Origin of the sequence: Mesorhizobium carmichaelinearum (assembly GCF_900199455.1) — a bacterium.
Classification (GTDB): Bacteria; Pseudomonadota; Alphaproteobacteria; order Rhizobiales; family Rhizobiaceae; genus Mesorhizobium; species Mesorhizobium carmichaelinearum.
This window is the reverse complement of the sequence record NZ_FZQR01000005.1, coordinates 300203-320852: the sequence shown is the minus strand read 5'-3', so window position 1 is coordinate 320852 and position 20650 is coordinate 300203. Positions and strand designations below refer to the sequence as shown.

16 protein-coding genes are annotated in these 20650 nt (G+C 64.6%); 5 read left to right on the top strand and 11 right to left on the bottom strand.

The window, feature by feature from the left end:
* Positions 1-422: 422 nt before the first annotated feature.
* Together ligD and CKW40_RS14670 are read right to left on the bottom strand one after the other, a co-directional pair.
* Entirely contained in the window at positions 423-2918 is a 2496-nt protein-coding gene (gene ligD / locus CKW40_RS14680; RefSeq protein ID WP_095200595.1) for a DNA ligase D, read from the bottom strand.
* Between the two features lie 257 nt (positions 2919-3175).
* On the bottom strand, positions 3176-3502 hold the full coding sequence (locus CKW40_RS14670) for a hypothetical protein (RefSeq protein WP_244571186.1): 327 nt from the start codon (positions 3500-3502) through the stop codon (positions 3176-3178).
* A gap of 111 nt (positions 3503-3613) precedes the next feature.
* On the opposite strand from CKW40_RS14670, the gene CKW40_RS14665 reads away from it, so the two are divergent.
* A complete protein-coding gene (locus CKW40_RS14665) occupies positions 3614-3913 on the top strand; it encodes an EthD family reductase (protein ID WP_244571185.1) in 300 nt (99 codons plus the stop codon).
* Between the two features lie 84 nt (positions 3914-3997).
* Here the strand turns inward: CKW40_RS14665 and CKW40_RS14660 are convergent, their stop codons facing one another.
* The 6 genes from CKW40_RS14660 to CKW40_RS14635 all read right to left on the bottom strand — a co-directional run bounded on the left by CKW40_RS14660 (position 3998) and on the right by CKW40_RS14635 (position 9845).
* On the bottom strand, positions 3998-4306 hold the full coding sequence (locus CKW40_RS14660) for an EthD family reductase (RefSeq protein WP_095200716.1): 309 nt from the start codon (positions 4304-4306) through the stop codon (positions 3998-4000).
* Positions 4307-4406: 100 nt separating this feature from the next.
* Positions 4407-4787 carry a hypothetical protein gene (locus CKW40_RS14655; protein ID WP_095200594.1) on the bottom strand — a complete coding sequence of 127 codons (381 nt, stop codon included), beginning with the start codon at positions 4785-4787 and terminating at the stop codon, positions 4407-4409.
* Between the two features lie 102 nt (positions 4788-4889).
* A complete protein-coding gene (locus CKW40_RS14650; protein WP_244571184.1) occupies positions 4890-6113 on the bottom strand; it encodes a GNAT family N-acetyltransferase in 1224 nt (407 codons plus the stop codon).
* Between the two features lie 28 nt (positions 6114-6141).
* A complete protein-coding gene (locus CKW40_RS14645; RefSeq protein WP_179297971.1) occupies positions 6142-7374 on the bottom strand; it encodes a GNAT family N-acetyltransferase in 1233 nt (410 codons plus the stop codon).
* 3 nt (positions 7375-7377) lie between these two features.
* Positions 7378-8679 (bottom strand): MATE family efflux transporter, encoded by a 1302-nt coding sequence (locus CKW40_RS14640; RefSeq protein WP_179297970.1) that lies wholly within the window; start codon positions 8677-8679, stop codon positions 7378-7380.
* On the bottom strand, positions 8676-9845 hold the full coding sequence (locus CKW40_RS14635; RefSeq protein WP_095200714.1) for a glycosyltransferase: 1170 nt from the start codon (positions 9843-9845) through the stop codon (positions 8676-8678). The genes CKW40_RS14640 and CKW40_RS14635 overlap by 4 nt, the downstream gene beginning before the upstream one ends.
* A gap of 438 nt (positions 9846-10283) precedes the next feature.
* On the opposite strand from CKW40_RS14635, the gene CKW40_RS14630 reads away from it, so the two are divergent.
* Together CKW40_RS14630 and CKW40_RS14625 are read left to right on the top strand one after the other, a co-directional pair.
* The gene (locus tag CKW40_RS14630; protein ID WP_179297969.1) at positions 10284-11453 is read left to right on the top strand and encodes a DUF1972 domain-containing protein; all 1170 of its coding nucleotides are present in this window, start codon (positions 10284-10286) and stop codon (positions 11451-11453) included.
* Entirely contained in the window at positions 11450-12742 is a 1293-nt protein-coding gene (locus tag CKW40_RS14625; RefSeq protein WP_095200590.1) for a glycoside hydrolase family 5 protein, read from the top strand. Before CKW40_RS14630 ends, CKW40_RS14625 begins: the two co-directional genes overlap by 4 nt.
* 203 nt (positions 12743-12945) lie before the next feature.
* Here the strand turns inward: CKW40_RS14625 and CKW40_RS14620 are convergent, their stop codons facing one another.
* Entirely contained in the window at positions 12946-14265 is a 1320-nt protein-coding gene (locus tag CKW40_RS14620; protein ID WP_095200589.1) for a VpsF family polysaccharide biosynthesis protein, read from the bottom strand.
* Position 14266: 1 nt separating this feature from the next.
* On the bottom strand, positions 14267-16354 hold the full coding sequence (locus CKW40_RS14615) for a GumC family protein (protein ID WP_179297968.1): 2088 nt from the start codon (positions 16352-16354) through the stop codon (positions 14267-14269).
* 333 nt (positions 16355-16687) lie between these two features.
* Here CKW40_RS14615 and CKW40_RS14610 point away from each other — a divergent pair, with 333 nt between their 5' ends.
* On the top strand, positions 16688-18187 hold the full coding sequence (locus CKW40_RS14610; protein WP_095200587.1) for a glucosamine inositolphosphorylceramide transferase family protein: 1500 nt from the start codon (positions 16688-16690) through the stop codon (positions 18185-18187).
* 95 nt (positions 18188-18282) lie between these two features.
* Positions 18283-19491, top strand: a complete 1209-nt coding sequence (locus CKW40_RS14605; protein ID WP_179297967.1) for an FAD-dependent oxidoreductase — start codon at positions 18283-18285, stop codon at positions 19489-19491.
* Between the two features lie 304 nt (positions 19492-19795).
* On the opposite strand, the gene CKW40_RS14600 is transcribed toward CKW40_RS14605, so the two are convergent.
* Complete coding sequence (locus tag CKW40_RS14600) at positions 19796-20650, bottom strand: sugar phosphate isomerase/epimerase family protein (RefSeq protein ID WP_095200586.1); 855 nt, start codon at positions 20648-20650, stop codon at positions 19796-19798.

The window sequence follows — 20650 nt, the reverse complement described above, 5'->3', positions numbered from 1 at the left end:
TACACTCCTACGCGGCCATGCACTGACATTCTTGACTGAGCATGATCTTACCCAAAAACCGGTTCCCACTTTTTGGGATCATGCTCTCTGCAGCGCTTTTCGTCCGAAGGACGATCAAGCCTGCGCAAATCCTACACCGACACCGCACAATACCGGCAAATCCCTGACGAAATGTTTTAGGCCGCCGGAAGGTCGCGGGGAGGAAGATAATTCAAATTGTCGGAAGCGTCGATGGCGGAGCGCCAGTTCCTCGCCCCCGCGAAGGCGGGGGAGAGGTGGCTCGGCGAAGCCGAGACGGAGAGGGGGAATGGCGCGAACCTGTCCTTGGGCGGGCTCGGGGAGCCATATTCCAACCGTCGGCGCAGCCCCCTCTCCGACCGCTTCGCGGCCACCTCTCCCCCGTTTCACGAAGGCGAGGAACCCTAGGTCTTCAAGGCCGGCAAATCCCGCGCAAACTCCTCGATATCCGCCCACGGATCGCCCGACGTCTCCAGCAGCCCCGGCAGCGAGGAATAGTTCAGATCCTGCGGCGCATCGATCGCCTCCAGATCGCTCCAGCTCACCGGCGTCGAGGCCGGCAGATTGGTCCGCGCCCGCAGCGAATAAGGCGCGGCGGAGGTGTGGCCGCGGGCGTTACGGTGATAGTCGATGAAGATGCGCTTCTTGCGGTTTTCCTTGCCCATGGTGGTGGTGAAGGTGTCGGGCGCGGTTGCCGCCAGATGGGTTGATATGGCGCTGGTCGCCTGGTGCAGCTTCTTCCAGTTCTGCTTCTTCGTCACCGGCACGGTGATGTGGATGCCGCTGCCGCCGGAGGTCTTGGCGAACGGCACCAGCCCCAGCCCCTCGAGCTCGCCCTTGATGTGGACGGCGGCTTCGACCACCTCGCGCCAGGAAATCCCCTCGCCCGGATCGAGGTCGAAGACGATCTGGTCGGGTTTGTCGAGGCTCAAGCGGTGCGTGCCCCAGGTGTGGAACTCGACGACCCCGAACTGCGCCAGCGCCAGATAGCCTTTTGCCCCCTCGACCGAGAGATAGGATTTGGTCTCGCCCTCGGAGTTGGTCGCCTGGAACGTCACCACCGAAGGCGGCATGCCGGTGAAGGCGTGGCGTTGGAAGAAACAGTCCTTTGGCAGGCCGGTCGGGCAGCGCACCAGCGACACCGGGCGGCCAAGGATGTGCGGCAGCATGAAATCGCCGACCAGCGCGTAGTATACGGCGATGTCGAGCTTGGTCGGCCCGGTCTTGCCGAACAGCCGCCGCTCGGGATTGGTCACCCAGATGGTGGCAAGGTCCGCCTCGGATATCAGCCTTTTGCGCTTGGCCGAGACCGGCGTCGACAGCCCGACATCCCTGAGACCGCGAAACACACCATGGCGCAGCGCATTGTCCGCCGTGCGGTTGGCATAATGGATGCGCGCCGAAAACAACGGCTTCACCCAGTGCATCTCGCGCATGATTTCACGCGGCACGCCTTCGGGTGGCGACGCGCCCGATGTCAGCGGCTCCAGCCGGGCGAGCAGGTCGGCCGCGGTCTCGGCATCGAAACCGGTGCCGACCTTGCCGCGATAGTGCAGTTCGCCATCCTCCCACTCGGCCATACCGAGTGCGGCCAGCCCTTCCGCCGCTTGCGAAATCGTGTAGCCCGCGATGACGAAATCGTCCTTTTGCAGCGCCTTGCACTTGGTCCAGCTCTTGGTGCGGCCGCTCTGGTAGATCGCACTGGCGCGCTTGGAGACGACGCCTTCGAGCCCAAGTTCAGTCGCCTGGTCGTACAATCCCTGCCCCGAGCCTTCGACATGGTCGGAGAACTGGATGGCGGAATTCGCCCCCAGCCCGCCAAGCAATTCGCCCAGCAGCGCCTTGCGCCGGATGAGCGGCACCTTCATCAGATCCCAGCCGTCGAGATGCAGGAGGTCGAAGGCGTAGAAATGCAGCTTGCTGCCGGCGCCCTCGGCCAGCGCGTCCTGCAGCAGCGCGAAGCGGCTGATGCCCTTGGCATCCAGCACCATGATCTCGCCATCGATGATTGCCTCGCGGCACGGCAGTTTGGCGAAGGCATGCGGCAGGTCGCCATAGCGCTTCGTCCAGTCGATGCCGCCTCGGGTGATCAGCCGCACCTGCCCGTCGCTGAGATGCGCCATGGTGCGGTAGCCGTCGAATTTGATCTCGTGCAGCCAGAGCTCATTCGTGTTCTCGGCAAGGCTTTCGCCGCCCGGCGGCTTCGGCACCTGTGTCGCCAGTTGCGGCTCGATGCGGCTGAGCGCCGGCGCCTTGACGGCGCCCGGCAGCGTGCCGGGTTTCAAGGAACCCGGCTTGGGCGCGGATTTTGCGATCGGTTTCGCCACTGCCGCCAGTTCCTCGATGCAAAAACCGGATTTCACGCTTTCCGGCCGCGCTTCGAGGATGTTCAGCGCGGTGTCGGCGGCGAGGTCGCGCTCCTTGAAGAGCAGCCAGTTCTTTTTGTCCGCGTCCTCGCCGGGCTTGGGCTTCAGCCGGGTCAGCATCCAGCCGCCATTGAGCTTTTCGCCGGCGAGGCGAAACTTGAAGGCGCCCGTGCGAAGGCTTTTGTCGACATCGTCCATCGGCGCCCAGATGCCGGTGTCCCAGACGATCATCGGCCCGCCGCCATATTCGCCCTCGGGAATGACGCCCTCGAAGTCGATATATTCGAGCGGATGGTCCTCGGTCTCGACCGCCAGCCTCTTGTCGGCCGGGTTGAGCGAAGGCCCGCGCGGCACCGCCCAGCTCTTCAGCACATCGCCGACCTGCAGGCGCAGATCGTAATGGTCCGCCGTGGCATGGTGCTTGTGCACGACGAAGCGGTTGCCGTCGCCGGTGATCAGCCCGCCCGCCGGCTCCGGCGTCTTCGAGAATTCACGCTTGGCGCGATAGGTCTTGAGTTTGGGAGGGGTGGTCATGGTCAAAGACCGAAGCGCGCGACAGTTGGAAACAACAACCGCCTCGTTCCTTCACGCCCCCCTCTGTCCTGCCGGACATCTCCCCCACGAGGGGGGAGATTGGCAGCCGTGACGCCGACTCTCCCCTTACAACTTTGGAAATTGGCGAAGGCCGCCGCGACATCCGATCTCCCCCCTCGTGGGGGAGATGGCCGGCAGGCCAGAGGGGGGCGCCGTAGAGCGCTACGTTTGCACCACTCGCGATTGTTCACTTGGCCTCAATCGTCGGCGGCCGGCGTCAACTCGAGCTCGGCCGGCGTAAGCCCCTGCCGCAGCTGGGCGAGGCGGAATTCATCGACCCAGTAGGCCTCGCCGTCGACCAGCACCCGTGCCCGGTAGGCACCGTCCGAGAAGCTTTGCGCGGTGATGTAGATCTTGTGGGCGTCGAGCGCCTTGCGCACCGCGGCGCGCTTGGCATTCTGGCCGATGACGGGACTGAACATGACGCTGCCCTCGGTCGCCCTGGCACGCCGGCGACTGGCCTCAAGGATGACGGAGACGCGCCGTCCTGTCAATTTGGCGGTGCCGGGCCAACCCTTGGTCATGCCAAAAACCCGCATCCCTGTCGAAATCCGCTCATGGCAAACGACATTGGTGCGGCGCCGACGAGGCGCGATCACGTCAAACGACAGGGAGCACCATCATGGCCAAGATGCTTGTCATCTACAAAAACCCCCGCCGATCCAGCGGCCTTCGACCGGCACTATTTCGACATCCATCTGCCGCTCGCAAAACAGCTTCCCGGGCTGCGGCGCTATGATGTCAGCAAACAGCCGATCGTGAACATGTTGCAAGGCGAGACGCCCTACATCGTGGCGACCCTCTATTTCGACAGCCTGGACGCCATGCGTGCGGCCTTTGCCACCGAGATTGGCAAGGCCTGCGCCGTCGACCGTCGCAAATACGCGCCTGATGACCGTGTGACGATGCTGCTTTTCGATTCCGAGGCGATGTGAATCGTTGGTTCGCGGGCAGGCCTCAGGGGCAGAAAAAACCCGCCATCTTGCGGCGGCGGGTCACGTTGAAAGGCCGTTTGCGTCTCAGACATCCTCGCTGTCGAAGATCAGCATGTCGGCGCCGCCCGTCGCGAATATCTGGAGATCGGCTGCGGCCGCCTGCCCTTCGGCGCTGGCGAATGCATTCTGGATGGCGGCCATGTCGTCGAACTGCAAGGTGGCGATCAGATGGACCTTGGCTGGTCCCGCCGGCGTCATGACAGGGCCGCGGTTGATTTCGTAGCGCCGCAATCCCGGGATGGTCTTGGCCAGCGGAATGTGTTTTTCGCGATAATAGGCATCGAACGCCGCCGGATCGCTGGGCGTGCCGTACATCACCACCAGGCTTGCCATCATTGCCTCCTGCAATCTTTGCGCGCGGGAGCGTGATGGCTTTGGCGGGAGCTTGTCAATCTGTCTGGGCGACAGGTAGGGGGTCAGTTTGAAATTTCGGTCAAGATGGATGGCCGAAGACGGCGGTTATAAATGCGAGCGCAGCGAAACTGCCGATGAAGACAAGAGCGCCGAGCGCAATCACTCTGCGCGCTGTCAGGAAACGTGGCGACCAATAGTCAGCATACCGCCGCGCATCACGCTTTCCCCATCGCTCGCTCCATGGAAGATTCTGCTCATCAATCGATCCGTAAAAATCGGTCCGCGAAAAAATGCTCAGCATTGCAATGATGATGGCTGCGGCGCTCAGGAACGCGACAACGACGCAGACCGTTACTGGAATAAACAGGTGAGGATTGTTCGCCCATTCATACTTCAAATTTTCTGCCTCTCTGCCTCGATCAGCGACGATATTACTGATTTCCCAGAGTCTGCCAATCAAGCCAGCGGCCCGGGGTCAGCCACAAGTCGCATGGGATACGCGACCGGGTTGGCATGAGTCTCTACCTTCTTGGAAGAGCTGACCCACTACCGGGCGGCAGCCTCAGTTCTTCAATCGCCGCAAGCGGCGCATTACGCCCTGCACGACCTTGTACAGCCCCGGCTTGGAGCGCACGAAAAGCTCGGTCTTGCCGCGCAGCTTGATATAGGCGGTCGAACCCCTGCCCTTCAGCGTCACCGCCTCGCACAACTCGGCCAGCACCGCGCTCGAAGCGCCGATATGCTGCTTGTAGCCCTGGCTGCCGACCGAGAGGTCGAAATAACCGAGCCCCTGCTCGCGCGCCCACACCATCAGCTTGCCGATCGTTGTCAGGCCTGGCGAGACGTTGGGAACCGCGTCCTGGTCGATCCCGAGCAGAAGCGCGTGCAAGGTGCCCTTCATGACCAGCACGTAGATGACGGCGAGATAGGCTTCACCGACACGCAGCCCGAACAGCCGCACCGAGCCGTCGGACAGGCCCTGCAGGGCGGCGTTGCGGTAGAACTCGACGACCGGTGCCTGTGTCAGCAGGTCGAAACGCCCGAGTTCGCGGAAGCGGTTGAGCCTGAGTTCCAGAAGCGTGGAGAACTGCTCCTCCACCGCGTCAGGCGTCTCGGCTTCGACCAGATCGAGCTTGCCCAGCTGTTGGAAGCGGCGGCAATGCTTGTGGAAATTCTTGGCAAAGGACGATTTGCAGATGCGCTTGATCAGCGTCTCCGGATTGCCATCCAGGGCCAGGCCCGAGGCAATCTGGATGGAGTCGCGCGCCACCGAAAGCAGCGCCAGCGGATTGTCGATGCTGTGAATCTGTCGCGGGATTCCCGCGATGTGGAAGCGGTCCGTCGGTGGCAGCACGGCGCACACCGCCGCCCAGGCGGCGTCCGCACTCTGCCTGGTCCATGGTCTCGCATCGGCCAACAGCGGCGCCGAATAGTCGCACACGCCGCCGCTCAGCCATTCGATCACAGTGTGGCCCCGAGCCCGGCGGCGCATCAGTGGCAGCAGCATGACCGGCGCACCCGTGGCGGCGTCATTCACCTCGACGACGAGCAGCTCCGCGTTTTCGGGCATCAGCCGTTTGGCGATCCCTTCCACCCAGGCAAAGCCCTGGTGGCCGGTGCACAGGCCAGTCTCCTCAAGGCGCAACCAGAGGGGCTTTACGGTGTCGAAGCTGGTGTGCAGCCGTGCGGCAAAGCGCGCGACGGCGCCCAAACCGGCGACATCAGGGAAAAGCGGTTGGCCCGGTGCATCTTCCACCGCGACTATTCGCATTGCCTGGCCTGCCACGTACTTCTCCCGTCGTTCAGGCCCGCTCTCAACGTCCTCCACGCGAACGCCGCAAACCTCGCATCAGTGCCTGGGCCACATTGAGCAGCCGTGGTTTGGATCGCACGAAGGCCTCGGTCCGGTTGCGGACATCGATTGCGGTGTTCGCCGCCCTGCCCCGCATCGTGTAGCCGTGGCAGAGTTCCACCAGAACCGAACCCTTGGCGCCCATATTTCCCTTGTAGCTCTGGTTGCCGACCGACAGGTCGAAATAGCCAAAGCCCTGCTCGCGTGCCCAGCTCATCAACCTGCCCATGATCAAGAGGCCCGGTGAGACATTGGGCACGACGCTCTGGTCCATAGCTATCAGCAGAGCATGAACAGTCCCTTGATGGACAAGCAGATATTGAACCGCGATCAGCGCCTCGCCGACGCGCAGCCCGAACAGCCGCACCGAACCGTCCGTCAGGCCCTGTAGAGCTGCGTTGCGGTAGAAATCGACAACGGCCTCCTGCGTCAGCAGATCGAAGCGGCCAAGCTCGCGAAACCGGCTGAGCCGCATCCGGACCAGTTCGTCGAAGATATGCTCCACCTCGGCCGGCGTAGCGGCCTCGACCAGTTCCACGCCGCCGAGCCGTTCGAGGCGACGCCAGTCCTTGCCGAATTCCTTGACGAAGGATGGCCTGCAAAGCCGCTTGAGGACGGTTTCCGGGTCGCCGTCGATGGCAAGACCAAAAGTGGTTTGGATGGAACCGCGCGCGGCCGCGAGCAAGGCCAGCGGATTGGCGACGCCGCCGATCCGCTGCGGTATTCCCGTGATATGGAAGCGGTCCGCCGGCGGCAGCACGGAACGCACCGCCGCCCACGCAGCCTGCGCGGATTGTGCGGTCCACGCGCTCGCATCGGCCAGCAGCGGTGCCGAATAGTCGCAGACGCCACAGCTCAGCCATTCGATCACCCGATGGCTGAAGGCTGGCCGCAGCATCAGCGGCACCAGCATCAAGGGCGCGCCCGTCACCGCGTTGTTCACTTCAACGATGAGCAGTTCGGCACCTTGCGGCATCAGCCGCGCGACGATCCCCGCAGCCCACGCATAATTCTGGTGACCGGTGCACACACCGCTTTCCTGGAAGCGCAGCCAGAGCGGCCTGACCGCTTCGAGACTTGTGTGCAATCGCGCCGTGTAGGCGTCGTTCGCGAGAACGGCTACAGGATGGGAGGCTTCCCCTTCGGGCAAGCCGTCCACCGCAGCAATTTGCACTGCCTGGCCTGCCAAATCCATCTCCTATCGTCTCGCCGCGGCGAACGTGACCGCCCGCCGCCAGGAGCCCAAGCGGCTGTTACGCTGCTGGTCCGGGTGCTCGATGTTCCACATGCGGTGATGCACGAAATACCATGATGCCGCGAGCACGAAGATCTCGGAGACCGCGGAACCCAGCAGCGCCCACGGCGGCGACGCGATTGCCAGCAGGATCGCGATCAGCGCCAGCCCGACGATCGCGCCGCCCAAGGTGATGAAGGCGACGATGCGGAAATCGCCGAGGATCTCGAGCACGATGCGAGGCATGATGTAGAGCATGATCGGGATAAAATTCGCTGTCACGAAAAGCCCGATGAACCCGACCGAGGCATCCTGGAGAGCCTGGGATTTGATCATCGGCAGGACGAACAGGATGGCGCATCCATAGGCCAGGCCGCCGAGCCCCATGACCACCGACCAGATCTTCGCCTGCGCCCAGACGCGGCGCGTTTCACCCAGCCGCATCAGCTTGGCGAGCTCCGGCTGCGTCATGTTGACGAAGGCAAGACTGATGATGCGCAACGGGGCGAACAGCACGATCACCGCCGCCAGCGGTGCATAGGCGGCAGGCCCGGCAATGCCCGCGACCAGCAGCGCCAGGCATTGACCCTGGATGTTGGTGGTGGTGGCGCTGAACGCCGACCAGCACAGCTGGCGCCACAGCCTGGTATAGCGCCGGCGCGTCGGCATGCGGAAGGAGACGCGGACCGTGCGGCGCGCCAGCCGGACCAGAACGAAGATGCCGACCACATTGGCCGCGGCAAGCGCATAGAACACGGTCTGCAGCGCGGCCCCGGCGAACCAGATCGCCAGTCCGGCGAACACGGTGCCGGAGATCGTGAAAGCGGCATCGCTGATGGAGACGATCACCTGCTGGCGGCGCGCGAAGAATGCCGTGCGCATATGGCTGCGCAGCGACCATGCGCCGACGAAGCAGCCGGCGGCAATGCCGCTCGGGTCGCCCAGGAGATGCATCAGGACAGCCGTGCCGACGGCCATCAGCAGCGCCACGACCAGGGCCGCCGTTCCGAAGGCCACGTCATGGGCATCGACGCCGGCGCTGTTGGTGCTCTTGCCCATCCATATCGAGGCGGGAACCGCGGTGAGCGACCTGATGTAGGACAGGCCGACGCCGCCCATCACCATGGCGATGGCGAAAAGGCCGTAGCCTTGCGCCGACAGCATGTGCAGCAGCGCGATGTTGAGGGCAAAGTGAAAGCCGCTCTGCATCGCCTCGCCGCCGATCATCAGCACGAGGCGTCGTACCAGATGGATCGGGAACTTCACGGCCGTGTCTCCGCCTGGCGGGTGCTTGCCGTCCTGCCCGGCCTTGCGATCGCGGCCTTCAGCTTGTCGGCGGCGATCGCCGCGATCGCGGCGGCGGCAACCGGCTCGCTGAAAATCGTCTCGTAGCGCTTGCGCCCGGCGGCGACAAAACCGCGCCAGGCCTCGGGGGCGAGGATGATCTCCCGCAATTTCGCGGCCAACGCCGGTGCATCTCCCGGCGGAACATGCCAGCCGGTCTCGCCGTCGGCGACCACCTCAACCAGACCGCCGATCGCCGACACCAGCGGCGGACGGCCATAGGCCATCGCCTCGATGGCGACGCGGCCGAGCGATTCCGGACGCCGCGACGGCACGGTGACGATGTCGGCCCAGCGGTAATGCTCCGAAGGGTCCGGGATGAAGGGCAAGGCGCTGACCTGTCCGGTGAGCCCCATCGTTTCGACCAGTTCGGCGAGCGCGCGCTCGCGCTCGACGCTTTCGAAGGCGCCGCCGACCAGCCGCACCTCGATCCTCGACTTCAGTTCCGCCGGCAGCGAGGCGATCGCCTGCAAAAGCACTTCCTGGCCTTTGATCCGGTTGATGCGGCCAAGCAGCAGCACCCGCAGCGGGCGCTTGCCGTCATAGGTCATCGCTTGCGCCGCCGCCGGGCCGGCAACGCCATTGTAGACAACGTAGGAGCGTGCGGATCTGGGCTCGCCGAAGGTGGCGCGCGTCGCCTTCGAGTTGAAGATGAGGTCGGCATGGCTCCAGTGCATCAGGCCGACGAGGATGCGGCGCAGCACGCCTTCGGGAATTTCATGGATGTGCAGCAATGCCTTGCTGGGCAGCAGGCGCGAGGCCAGCGCATAGTCGGCGACGATCGAGGTGTTGACATAAACGAGGTCGCAAGCGCTGAGCCGTCGCCAGGCCCGCCACAGCGCCACCGGCAGCCGCGCCATCTCGACGGTCGCCAGCCTCAGCATCGCCTGGCGCCTGAGCACCCAGAGCGGCTCGAAGACGATGCGGCTGGCATGAGGTTCCAGGATTTCGACGATCGGCCCGCTGCGCGGCAAGACCACTTCGATGTCGGCGGACGGAAACGCGGCGCGCAACGCCGCGACGCTCTCCGCGAAGCTGCGGTCGGAACCGTAGAGTTCGTAGCCCTGATGGATGCAAGCAATCCGCATCTTCACATGCATCTTTCTGTCAGGGTGGTGAGACGATTCCGCCGCCTGACGCTATCGGCGGCCGGAAACTTCAAGCCAACACCCCTTTGGACTTCCCTCGTTGCCAGTGGACATGAAACGGATGTTGAAACCCGGATCACCACACCAATGCTGCACGCCCTCCGCCGATTCTGGCGCGCAGAAGTCCATTTGCAAGGATTATGCCGGGCTAATATATCCATTTGCGGGTCAACAAGCCCCGGCATCGCCTCGTTTCGATACACATACGTTGGGAAGGTTGACCGATAATGAAACAACCACGGCGGTTGGAACAAATATTTTACAACCCGGGTGCGACAATGGCCGGAATCGCGCCTGGCAGGGATATTGCAGGGCTGCGGTTTTAAGATGAGACAGCCTTCCTCAGCGGACCGAGCGGACCTGAAAGCGCCAGCAGCCATGAAATCGGAACAGCCTTCCATCCTGATCCTGGGAACGCGCGGCATCCCCGCGGCCCATGGCGGCTTCGAAACCTTCGCCGAGAAGCTGGCACTTTTTCTGGCCGGGCGCGGCTGGAAGGTCGGCGTCTACTGCCAGGACGAGGTCGAGCGGGTCGACCAGAGGGTGCGCATCGACACATGGCGCGGCATCGACCTCATCCACGTCCAGGTCGCCTCGAAAGGCCCGCGCGCGACGTTGGAATTCGACTGGCAATGCGTGCTCGACTCCGCGCGCCGGCCCGGTGTCTGCCTGGTGCTCGGCTACAATGGCGCGGTCTTCCTGACCTGGCTCAGGCTGATGCGGCGCAAGGTCATCACCAATATGGACGGCATCGAGTGGCGCCGCCCCAAATGGGGGCGCGCAGCGCGCACATGGTTCTGGCTCAACGAGTGGATCGGCGCCTGGGCCTCGCACCGCCTGGTCGCCGACCATCCAGTGATTGCCGATCACCTGGCGACGCGCCGGCCGCGCAGCGCCATCGCCACCATCGCCTATGGCGCCGACCCGGTGACAGCGGCGCCCGAGGCGCCGGTGCGCGCGCTCGGCCTCGAGCCTGGAAAATACCTGATCTCGATCGCGCGCATCGAGCCCGACAACAACATCCTGCCGATCGTCGAAGCCTTCTGCAGCCAGAAGCGCGACATGAAGCTGGTGGTGCTGGGCACGCTGTCCGACCAGATCCCCTATCATGTCGCGGTCCGCAAGGCGGCGAACGCCTCGGTGGTCCTGCCGGGCGCCATCTACGACCAGGCGGCGGTGAAGGCACTCCGCTATCACGCGCGCGCCTATATGCATGGCCACACGGTCGGCGGCACCAACCCGTCGCTGGTCGAGGCGCTGGCCGCCGGCAACATGGTGATCGCGCACGACAATCCCTACAACAGGTGGGTCGCGGGTGCGGCCGCCATCCATTTCACCGACACGCAAAGCTGCGCCGAACAGATGCAACGGGCGATGGAAGACGACGCGCTGGTCAAGGCCTGCGGCGAAGCCGCCAGGACGCGTGCCCGCGAAGCCTTCCGCTGGGACGATGTTCTGCTTGCCTATGAGAATGAAGCCTATCGGCTTCTCGGCGTGAGCGCCCCAAGAACGGCCGCGATCGACCGCCCCTCGCCCGGCGCCGTATGACGGACTGGTCGCGTCGGCGGGTCCTCGGCACAGCGCTGTCGACGGCGCTGGTGCCTGCCGCCGCTGCGCTGGCGCCGCTTTCCGTGCCGTCCGCTCATGCCGCCAGCGGCAAATGGCGGTTCCGCCGAGGTGTCAACGCCTGGCCTTGGTTTGCGCTGACGCGCGAATTTCCCGCACCGCGCACCGATTACGACTGGCCGCCCTTCCAGTCGCAGCGGCCAGTGCCGACCCCAGACGACCTCCGTCGGCTGCGCGCCACTGGGCTCGATTTCATCCGCCTGCCCGTCGATCCTGGCCCATTCCTGGCCTTTGAGGGCGAGCGGCACGACCAGTTGATAGCGATGTTGATCGACGCAGTGAACGCCGCCCTTGCCGCCGACCTCGGCGTCATCGTCAACGTGCAAGCCAACGGCGCCACCCATTACTGGAATCCCGACCGGATGTTCTCCAGCAAATTGGCGACGGAGTTCGGGCGGTATCAGATGTTCCTCGCCGAACTGGCCGTGCGGCTGAGCGAGTCTCACAAGAGGGCGCCCGGCAGGCTGGCTTTGGAGCCGATTAACGAGCCGCCGCAGGACTGTTCTTCCCAAATTTGGGCAGAAGTGCAGACGCAGTTGCTCTTCAGCGTGCGGGCTATGGAGCTGGGGGAATCCCATATCCCGCTGCTCGTCACTGGCGGCTGCGGCTCCATGGTGCGCGGGCTGACCGCACTCGACCCGGCGCCGCTGGCGTGGGCCGAGCCGATCCTGTTCACCTTCCATTTTTACGAACCCTATCTGTTCAGCCACCAGGGCGCGCCGTGGATGCGCGAGCCGGTCTATCGCGCGCTGAACAATGTACCGTGGCCGGCCTCGGCCGGCTCACTCGAACAGACGCTGGCCTCCGTCAGGGCACGCATGGCTGCGGATACCGAGACCTCGGAAGCGGACAAACAGGCCGCTTATGTAGAAACCGAGCGCGTGCTGAAAGTCTATTTCGACGCCCAGCCCGACCGCCGCTTCATCGACGGCTATCTCAGCCAGGTCAGCGCTTGGGCCGACAGGCATGGCATTGCGCCTAGCCGCATCATCATGGGCGAATTCGGCGCGCTGCGCACCGACGCCCGCTACACCGCCGCGCCCAGCCCCGACCGCGCCCGCTACATATCAGACGTCAGGCAGAGCGCCGAGTCTTTCGGCTTCCCCTGGGCCTTCTGGGACCTCTTCGACGGCATGGGCATGATGGACGGCACCACCCGCGCGCTCGACCCGGCGATGGTGGAGGCGCTGGGGTTGAGGATGCCGGGGTAGGCGCCGCGCCATACAGGCAATCGTCGAGTTCCTTCACGCCCCCCCTCTGTCCTGCCGGACATCTCCCCCACGAGGGGGGAGATCGGAGGCACGTCCGCCTTCGCCAATAGCCTATGCCGTCAGGGAGAGCCGGCGCCAAAGCTGCCAATCTCCCTCCTTGTGGGGGAGATGCCCGGCAGGGCAGAGGGGGGCGCCGTAGAGCGCTACCTTCGCCCTGCTGGCGTCCTTTGTCCCACCACACCCCTTGCCGGCCGGTAAAGCACCAGCGCGATCACCACGAATTTGGTCATCAGCGTCGTCTTCGAGGCCAGGCTTTCGGAGGTGTTGAGCAGGATCAGCCAGCCCAGCATCGTCAGCCAGATGCCGGCATGGCAGCGGCGCGCCACTTCGTGCATGAACAGGGCGAAGCCGACAAACAACAGCAAGGTGAAGAAGGCGCCTTGATAGAGGATCAGGCGGATGATCGGGTTTTCGATGCCCTGCTCGAGGCCGCTGATGCGGCGCAGGCTTTCGATGAGATCGATATCGGGCCCCACGATCAGGTCGCGCAGTTCGAAGTGTTTGAAGAGCTCGAACATCTCGACGCGGGCATTGGCGCTGCCACTGTCCGACACGAAGCGTTCGAGCAGCGCGTCGAAGAAGCCGTATGACGCCGCGACCGCGATGACCACCGGCACCAGCGCGGCAAGGATGAGGCCGAGTGCCGCGCCAAGCAGGTTGACGCGCCCCTTGCGCAGGCCGCGCAGGCCCTGGATGAGCAAATTGCAACCACCGAGCACGATCGTCGTCACCATCGCGGACCGGCCGCCGAAGGCAACGAGAGCCGCGAATTGCAGGCCGATCAGCCCGAGCCGCAGCGGCATGGACAGCGATCTCGAACCGGAGAGCAGCGCCAGCACGTAGATCGAGGTGACCGTGGCATTGGACAGCGGATGGCCCTGAAGCGCCGTCGAGCGCAGGTCGGACATGAACACCTCGCCGTCGAGGCGATAGGGAAAGATCAGCGTCTTGGTGGCGAACTCGAACAGGGCGAGCAAAGCGTTCACGGTCATGATCGCGTGAACGACGGTCTGCATCCGGGCGAATGTCTTCTCGTCGTCCTCGCCCAGCATCATCACCAGCAGCGCCGGCGCCACGAAGGTGTCGATCATGCCGGCCATGCCGGGACGCTGCCTGGCAATGACGACGAACAGCAGCACGATCGAGATGACCGCCATCAGCGTGCCGGCCGGCCGCCGGTCGGCAACGGCGACCATATAGCCGACCGGATTGCCGAAGGTGCAGGCGCGCCAGGCAAACACCAGCACGAGCAGATAGGTCGAAGGATGGATCTTGGTCGCCGGATTGCCGGTCAGGCCATCGTAATTGTAGCCCACCAGCCACAGCATGCCGCCGGAGATGCTGAACAGCAACGCCACCGTTGCGACCAGGCCAAAGCTGGTCAGCCAATCGGCGGAGCTGCCGGCGACTTGACCCGAACCGGCCCAGCCGGCCGCCGGGTTGGTGGCCCGGACAGCAGCCATGTCAGGCCGCCTCGTCGACCAGCAAGGCGCCGGTCGGCAACCGCCCCATGACGGAAATGGCCTGCGAGGCCGCCGTGACGTCGGCCATCGGCGTCGAGTTGAGCGTCGCGACCATGACGATCTCGTCGACCATGGCGACCAACGGCGAGGCGTTGAGATTGTCGGCCAGCGCGCCGCCGTCGACGACGACGAGGTCGAAGTTGCGACCCGCCTGAGCCAGCATATGCTGCGTGAAATAGACGCCCTGCGCCTCGGAGAAGACAGCCGTCTGCCGGCCCCTGCCCAGAACCGCGACATTGCTGCCGGCCGTGTAGTGGCTCAGCGCCTCGAAGGCGTATTCGCCGCGCAGCACGTCGAGGAGACCGGGCTGCGGCTCCTTCTTGCCGCTGCCGGCATTAGTGTCGATGAACAGGACGCGGCTGCCCCTGGCTGCCGCGGCATTGGCGAGCAGGCGTGCCACCCGGCCCCGATGTGCGGCGTCTTCCGGCGGCGACGTCAGCAGGACGGACGGCACCAGCGGCCAGTTCGGCGGACGCCGGCTGGAAGCAAACAGGCGCCGCAGCGCCAAGCCCGCGACCGCATCCGTCTTCTGCCCCGCCGCGGCGGTGGCGCCGCCGAAAGGCCACCAACGGCGGCCACCGCCCGACCTTGCCGGCAGCACGCCAAACACCGGCGCGTCGATGGCCGATTGCATCTGCGCGCTGGAAAGCACGGTCGGCGAGGAATATTCCGCGATCAGCGCGAGCGCGGTGCCCAGCCCCAGCCCGCCGAAGAGGGCGCCGAACAGCAGCAGCGGCAAAGGCGGCCAGCTCTTCTTCAAGGCGGGCATGGCCTCGGAGATGATGCGCGCATTGGTGCTGTCGACATTGATCTGCTCGCGCGTTTCCTGCGCCCGCTGCAGATAGGTGGCGTAGACGGAGCGCACCGCCTCGAGATCGCGCTGCAATTCGCGCAGCTTGACCGAGGCCTGGTCGGTGTCGAGCGACTTGCTCTTCATGCCGGCGACCTTGGCTTCCAGCGCCTGCTGGTTGGCCAGCGCCCGCTCGTAATCGGTTTCGGCGGCGGCGCCGATGCGGCCGAGTTCGCGCGCGATGAGCGCGCGCGTGTCGCGCAGCTGCTGCTGGGCGGCGATCATCGAGGGGTGGCGCGGCCCGAGCTCCGTGCCAAGCTGCGAAACCTGGTCGACGAGCGTCGCCTCCTGCGCCCTAAGGCTCGAAATCACCGACGAGCGCATCGCTTCCGAGGTCGCATCAGGCGCGCCGCCGGACCGGCGCAGCTGGTCGACCTGCGCCTTCAGCGCCGCGGTGCGGCTTTGCGCGGCCGAGAGCTGCGTGTTGATCTCGGTCAGTTCCTGGTCGCTGACCAGGTTGCCCGCCGCCATCACCATGTTGTTGGCGGATTTGTAGGCCTCGACGGCGTTCTCGGCTTTCTGCACGCGCTTGCGCTGTTCGTCCAGCCGCGCGGTGATGGAATCGGAAGCATCCGTGGCCATCTTGGCGCGCGCGCTCGCGTGGTCGGCGAGATAGGCTTGCGCGATGGCATTGGCGAGCTTCGCCGCCTTTTCGGCGCTCTTGGCGGTGACGATCACGTCGAGGACCAGCACCTTGTCGGCCCGCTTCACCGCCAGCACCCGGCGCAGCGCATCGAGTGTCTTGCCCGTCCTGTCGGTTTCGGCCGACCCCGAGCCCAGCACGCCGCCGAGCAAGCGGCTCAACAACCCGCCCTGCCCGTTGAATTCCGGATCCTCGGTCAGCTTGGTTGCCTCGATGGCCTTGAGCAGCACGCCCGTCGACTGGACGACGCTGACCTGGCTTTCCACCATGGTAATGCCGCCATCGGGCGGAACGCGGCTCGGATTGACGTCGTTGGTGACCACCTGCAGGTCTTGCGGATCGATGATGATTTCCGCCACCGAGCTGTACAGCGCCGGCGTGAGCAAGCCATAGGCCAGCGTCACAAGGGTCAGCAGCGCGGCGGTGGCGATGATCAGGAAACGACGGCGCACCAATATGCGCTTCAAATCACCCAGCTCGACGGTCGAGGATGCATAGGACGCCGTCGGCATGGGCTCCGGGGCAGCATATTGCATCGCCTCCGGAGCATGTTGTTGCGGCAACGAGAGCAGGGATGATTGCAAAGGTCGCTCCGACAACACTCCATGTGCCCCAAAAGATTAAATTGCGGCCTCAGCCTAGCTATTCCTTCAACTGTTAAAACACTGTTAATTATGTTGAGAGCTCTTCTGATTTTTGGCACGGAGTTTGCCTAATAAAGGCACGAGCGTGTCAACACGGGCGCGGGCGAGCGGGAGACGTATGGAAATGGGGCAGCACTTCACTCCGGCCCATCCGTGCGGCCATCCTCCCTGCCCAATTTTCGAACGCCGGCCAGACGCCGAACACCATAATGCTAGGGGTGCGACATGCAGGTGAGCCTGCGCTTGGACAGCGAGTGCGTCCGTGCTTTTCACCTGCTGTTGCTGCAGTGCCTGGCGGCACTGGCGCAGGTCGAGGTGTCAGTCGACGCCAGGCCGGCCGGGGACGGCGTTCCAGGCAGCGTCGCGGCTTTGTTTCAGCTTGAAACGGTCCTCCATGGCCTGCCGGCGGACGGGCTGGCCAAGCGCCTGCCGCTGTCGGCGCTGGCGCCCTACCGCACGCAGCCGTCCGCCTCTCCTGATCTGGTGATCGACCTCTGCGGCGATTTGAGCCTGGAAGTAACACGCGTCTGGCGCGTCACCTATGATGGCGCTGCCGGCGAAGCGGCCTTGCTGGCGCTGATCCTCGACGGCCGCACGCCGATTGCCCGCATCGAGGAGAACGGCGCCACCGTCGCCGAGGGACGCCTGGGCACCGAATATGGCGGCATCGCGCTGGCCGCCTTCCAGGACATGCTGGCGCGCACCGCAAGCCTGATCCTCGCGGCAGTGACCGGCGCGGCGCCGGCCCTGCCCGTCCTGCCCGAACCGACGCAGGTCGGTGCCTCGCCGCAGATACCCTCGCCCACCAAGCTCGGCATCAGGGCGGGCAAGGCGCTGGCGCGGCGCGTCGTCCAGAAGATCTACCACCTCTGCTACAACGCCCCGCACTGGAAGGTCGGCTGGCGCCAGACCAATGGCCGCGACCTGTTCGATCTGCGCGCGCATCCGGCATCGGGCTGGCAGGAGCTGCCCGACGACGGCAGCCGCTTCTACGCCGATCCGTTCCCGATCCTGTACCAGGGACAGGTGACGCTGTTCGTCGAGGATTATATCCACCGTCTGGGCCGGGCCATCATCTCCGCGGTGCCCTTCGGTCCGGCGGGGCCGATCGGACGTCCCGAGCCGGTGCTCGACCTACCCTATCACCTCTCCTACCCCTTCGTCTTCGAGCGCGACGGCGAGGTCTGGATGGTGCCCGAAAGCTGCGCCAACCGCACCGTCGATCTCTACCGCGCCACCGCCTTCCCCGGCGGATGGGTCAAGGAAGCGACGCTCTTGTCCGACATCGTCGCCAGCGACGCCACTCTGGTCGAGCATGGCGGACGCTGGTGGCTGTTCGCCACCGTCCGCGACCGCGGCGGCGCCTTCTCCGACGCGCTGCATCTGTGGTCGGCGCCGGATTTTCGCGGACCGTGGACGCCGCATCCCAAAAATCCCGTATTGGTCGACATCGCCTCGGCGCGGCCGGCCGGCCGCATGGTCGAACGCAACGGCCAATTGCTGCGTCCGGTGCAGGATTGCCGCAGGAGTTATGGCGCCGCCCTTGGCATCGCACGCGTCGCTCACCTTGATTTGAACGGCATGGAGCAGGTCGTCGAGACCATCTTAACTCCTGGCGCGCTATGGAATGGGCGCAAGCTGCACACGCTCAACGAGGCGGGCGGCCTGGAATTCATCGATGGCTCGGCGATCGCGCCGCGCTGGAAACAACAGGTCCGCCGTTAAGGTAAACAAGTGTTACTACCGGGCACGCGCATGGGTTGCTTGAGGTTGATAAAGGGCTGGAAGATATTTTCCACCACAGATTGTGGAGAGAAACAATGACCAGCAGAAAGGGCAGTGACATGACCCCCGCTGAGCCTGCCCCGGCTGAAGTCGACGTGGCGATCATTGGCGCCGGAATGGCTGGCACCACCTTGGCAACGGTGTTGGGAAACGCCGGCCGCAAGGTGACGCTGATCGACCCGCACCGCGTCCATCACGACGAGTTCCGGGCCGAGAAGATCGGCGCGAACCAGATGCAACTGTTCGAGAAGCTCGGTCTCGACAAGATGGTCATGCCTCTCGTCACCCCGTTTACCGACGTCGATGTCTTCCGCCTCGGTCAATTCTTCGCGCGTGAAAAGAAGTGGGAATACGCATTTTCCTACGGCGCGCTGATCAATGGCCTGCGCGATGCCTTGCCGTCGCAGGTACCGCTAACGGTTGGCAAGGTAACCGAGGTCTCGACCGGACCGGACCGGCAGCGGCTTGTGTTGGCCGACGGCACCGTCATCAATGCCCGCCTGCTGGTGGTGGCCACCGGCTATAGCGAATTGGTGCGGCGCGCCATCGGCGTCGAGCGCATCGAACTGTCGAAGGCGCATTCGCTGTCGATGGGATTTGACCTCGCCGTTGCGCCGCGTGATTGCACCTATCGCGCCGTCACCTGCTATGGCAAGCGGGCCTCGGATCGCGTCGCCTATCTCACCGTCTTTCCCATCGGCGACAGGATGCGGGCGAACATGTTCGTCTATCGCACCGTCGCCGAACAATGGACGCGGGATTTCCGCGCCGATCCGCAAAAGATGCTTTGCGAACTGATGCCCGAAATATCGGCGCAGTGCGGCAATTTCGAAGTGGCGAGTCCCGTCGAAGTCAGGCAGGTCAATCTGACCACGACGCAAGGCCATCGTCGCGACGGGGTCGTCTTCATTGGCGATGCATTCGTGACGACATGCCCGACGCCGGGCGTCGGCATCGGGCGGGTCATGATCGATGTCGATCAACTCCATTCGGTTCACATTCCGCGCTGGCTCGAAACACCAGGCATGGCGGCTGACAAGATCGGCGCTTTTTATGACGACCCGGTCAAGGTGGCCTCCGATGAGGAAGGTATGCGTGTAAGCGTCTACGCCAAGCAGATCACCACCGAAACCGGGCTGGAATGGCGCGTGCGGCGCCTGCGCAACAACACGGCGCGGCAGCTGATGATCATCGGTCGCAAGATGCGCCATTTGAGACCGCGGCGGGAGCCCGGAATGGCGTGAGGGTCCTCCCACTCTCTTCCCGCCATCAAAGGCAGAGGCGTCCTCCCTTCTCCTTTCCCTGGGAGAAGGGAAGCGCCAGTTTTTTCTTTGGGTGCAGGCCCCGCAGGATCTAGGTTCCTCGCCCCCATGAAATGGGGGAAAGGTGGCTCGGCGAAGCCGAGACGGAGAGGGGGAATGGCGCAGACGTTGCCAAATGAAGCCCTATCGACCTCTTAAGCAGGCGCCCTACGAAGCCCCCTCTCCGGCCGCTTCGCGGCCACCTCTCCCCCGCTTTGCGGGGCGAGGAACCCCAGCCTTCCACCCCTCACCCCAATTGCAGCCCCGCCTTCCTCGCTTCCTCGCGCAGGAACGGTAACCCTACACCGATCACATCATCCGGATTCTCCGCCACCGGCCGCCACACGGCGAGGCCGCCGGCGATGTCGACATCGACATGGTTCATGCTTTCGAGCGTGATGGCGCCGGTGTAGCCGATATCGGCGATGGCCTTCATGCAGGCCGCCCAGTTGAGCATGCCGCGTCCCGGCACGCCGCGATTGGCTTCCGAGACATGGACATAGCCGAGATAGGGCGCCGCCGCGCGGAAGCCGGCCTCGAAACTCTCCTCTTCGATGTGCATGTGATAGGTGTCGAGATGGATGAAGATGTTGTCGGCGCCGACGCGTTCGATGATGCGCGTCGCGTCGATGCCGCGGTTGATCAGATGCGTCTCGTAGCGGTTGCAGGGCTCGATGCCGAGCTTCAGCCCATGCGCCTTGGCGGCCTTGGCCGCGCGCACCAGGAAGCGGCACATGCCGTCGATCTCGTCTTCCGTTGGCGCCCGTCCTGATGTCTTGCCGATCGTGCCATAGGTGACGCCGCCCAGCGCCCCACTGCCCACCGCTTCACAGACGCCGAAGGCCGGCTCGAGGAAGGCCAGCGCCTCGTCCGGCCGCGCCACCACGTCGAGTGAAGCCGGCAGGCCAAGCGATGGAATAAGCTCGATATTCCACCGCTTAGCGAAAGCCCGCGTGCGCAGAGTGTCGATCTCTTCCGGACGCAGCAACGGGATTTCGAGCAGGCCGATGCCGAGCCCCTTCAGCCGCTCCATCTGCGGCTCGATCAGGTCGAGGTCCCAGACCGGGGCAATGGCGAAAGTGTGCAGTCCAAAGGTGTTCAT

Bases quoted from the DNA above. Each gene is read 5' to 3' on its own strand.
- CKW40_RS14620 (WP_095200589.1), bottom strand. From the start codon at position 14,265: ATGGCTGCTGTCCGGGCCACCAACCCGGCGGCCGGCTGGGCCGGTTCG.
- CKW40_RS14615 (WP_179297968.1), bottom strand. From the start codon at position 16,354: ATGCAATATGCTGCCCCGGAGCCCATGCCGACGGCGTCCTATGCATCC.
- CKW40_RS14630 (WP_179297969.1), top strand. From the start codon at position 10,284: ATGAAATCGGAACAGCCTTCCATCCTGATCCTGGGAACGCGCGGCATC.
- CKW40_RS14660 (WP_095200716.1), bottom strand. From the start codon at position 4,306: ATGGCAAGCCTGGTGGTGATGTACGGCACGCCCAGCGATCCGGCGGCG.
- CKW40_RS14605 (WP_179297967.1), top strand. From the start codon at position 18,283: ATGACCAGCAGAAAGGGCAGTGACATGACCCCCGCTGAGCCTGCCCCG.
- CKW40_RS14670 (WP_244571186.1), bottom strand. From the start codon at position 3,502: ATGACCAAGGGTTGGCCCGGCACCGCCAAATTGACAGGACGGCGCGTC.
- CKW40_RS14610 (WP_095200587.1), top strand. From the start codon at position 16,688: ATGCAGGTGAGCCTGCGCTTGGACAGCGAGTGCGTCCGTGCTTTTCAC.
- CKW40_RS14635 (WP_095200714.1), bottom strand. From the start codon at position 9,845: ATGCGGATTGCTTGCATCCATCAGGGCTACGAACTCTACGGTTCCGAC.
- CKW40_RS14600 (WP_095200586.1), bottom strand. From the start codon at position 20,650: ATGAACACCTTTGGACTGCACACTTTCGCCATTGCCCCGGTCTGGGAC.
- CKW40_RS14645 (WP_179297971.1), bottom strand. From the start codon at position 7,374: ATGGATTTGGCAGGCCAGGCAGTGCAAATTGCTGCGGTGGACGGCTTG.
- ligD (WP_095200595.1), bottom strand. From the start codon at position 2,918: ATGACCACCCCTCCCAAACTCAAGACCTATCGCGCCAAGCGTGAATTC.
- CKW40_RS14625 (WP_095200590.1), top strand. From the start codon at position 11,450: ATGACGGACTGGTCGCGTCGGCGGGTCCTCGGCACAGCGCTGTCGACG.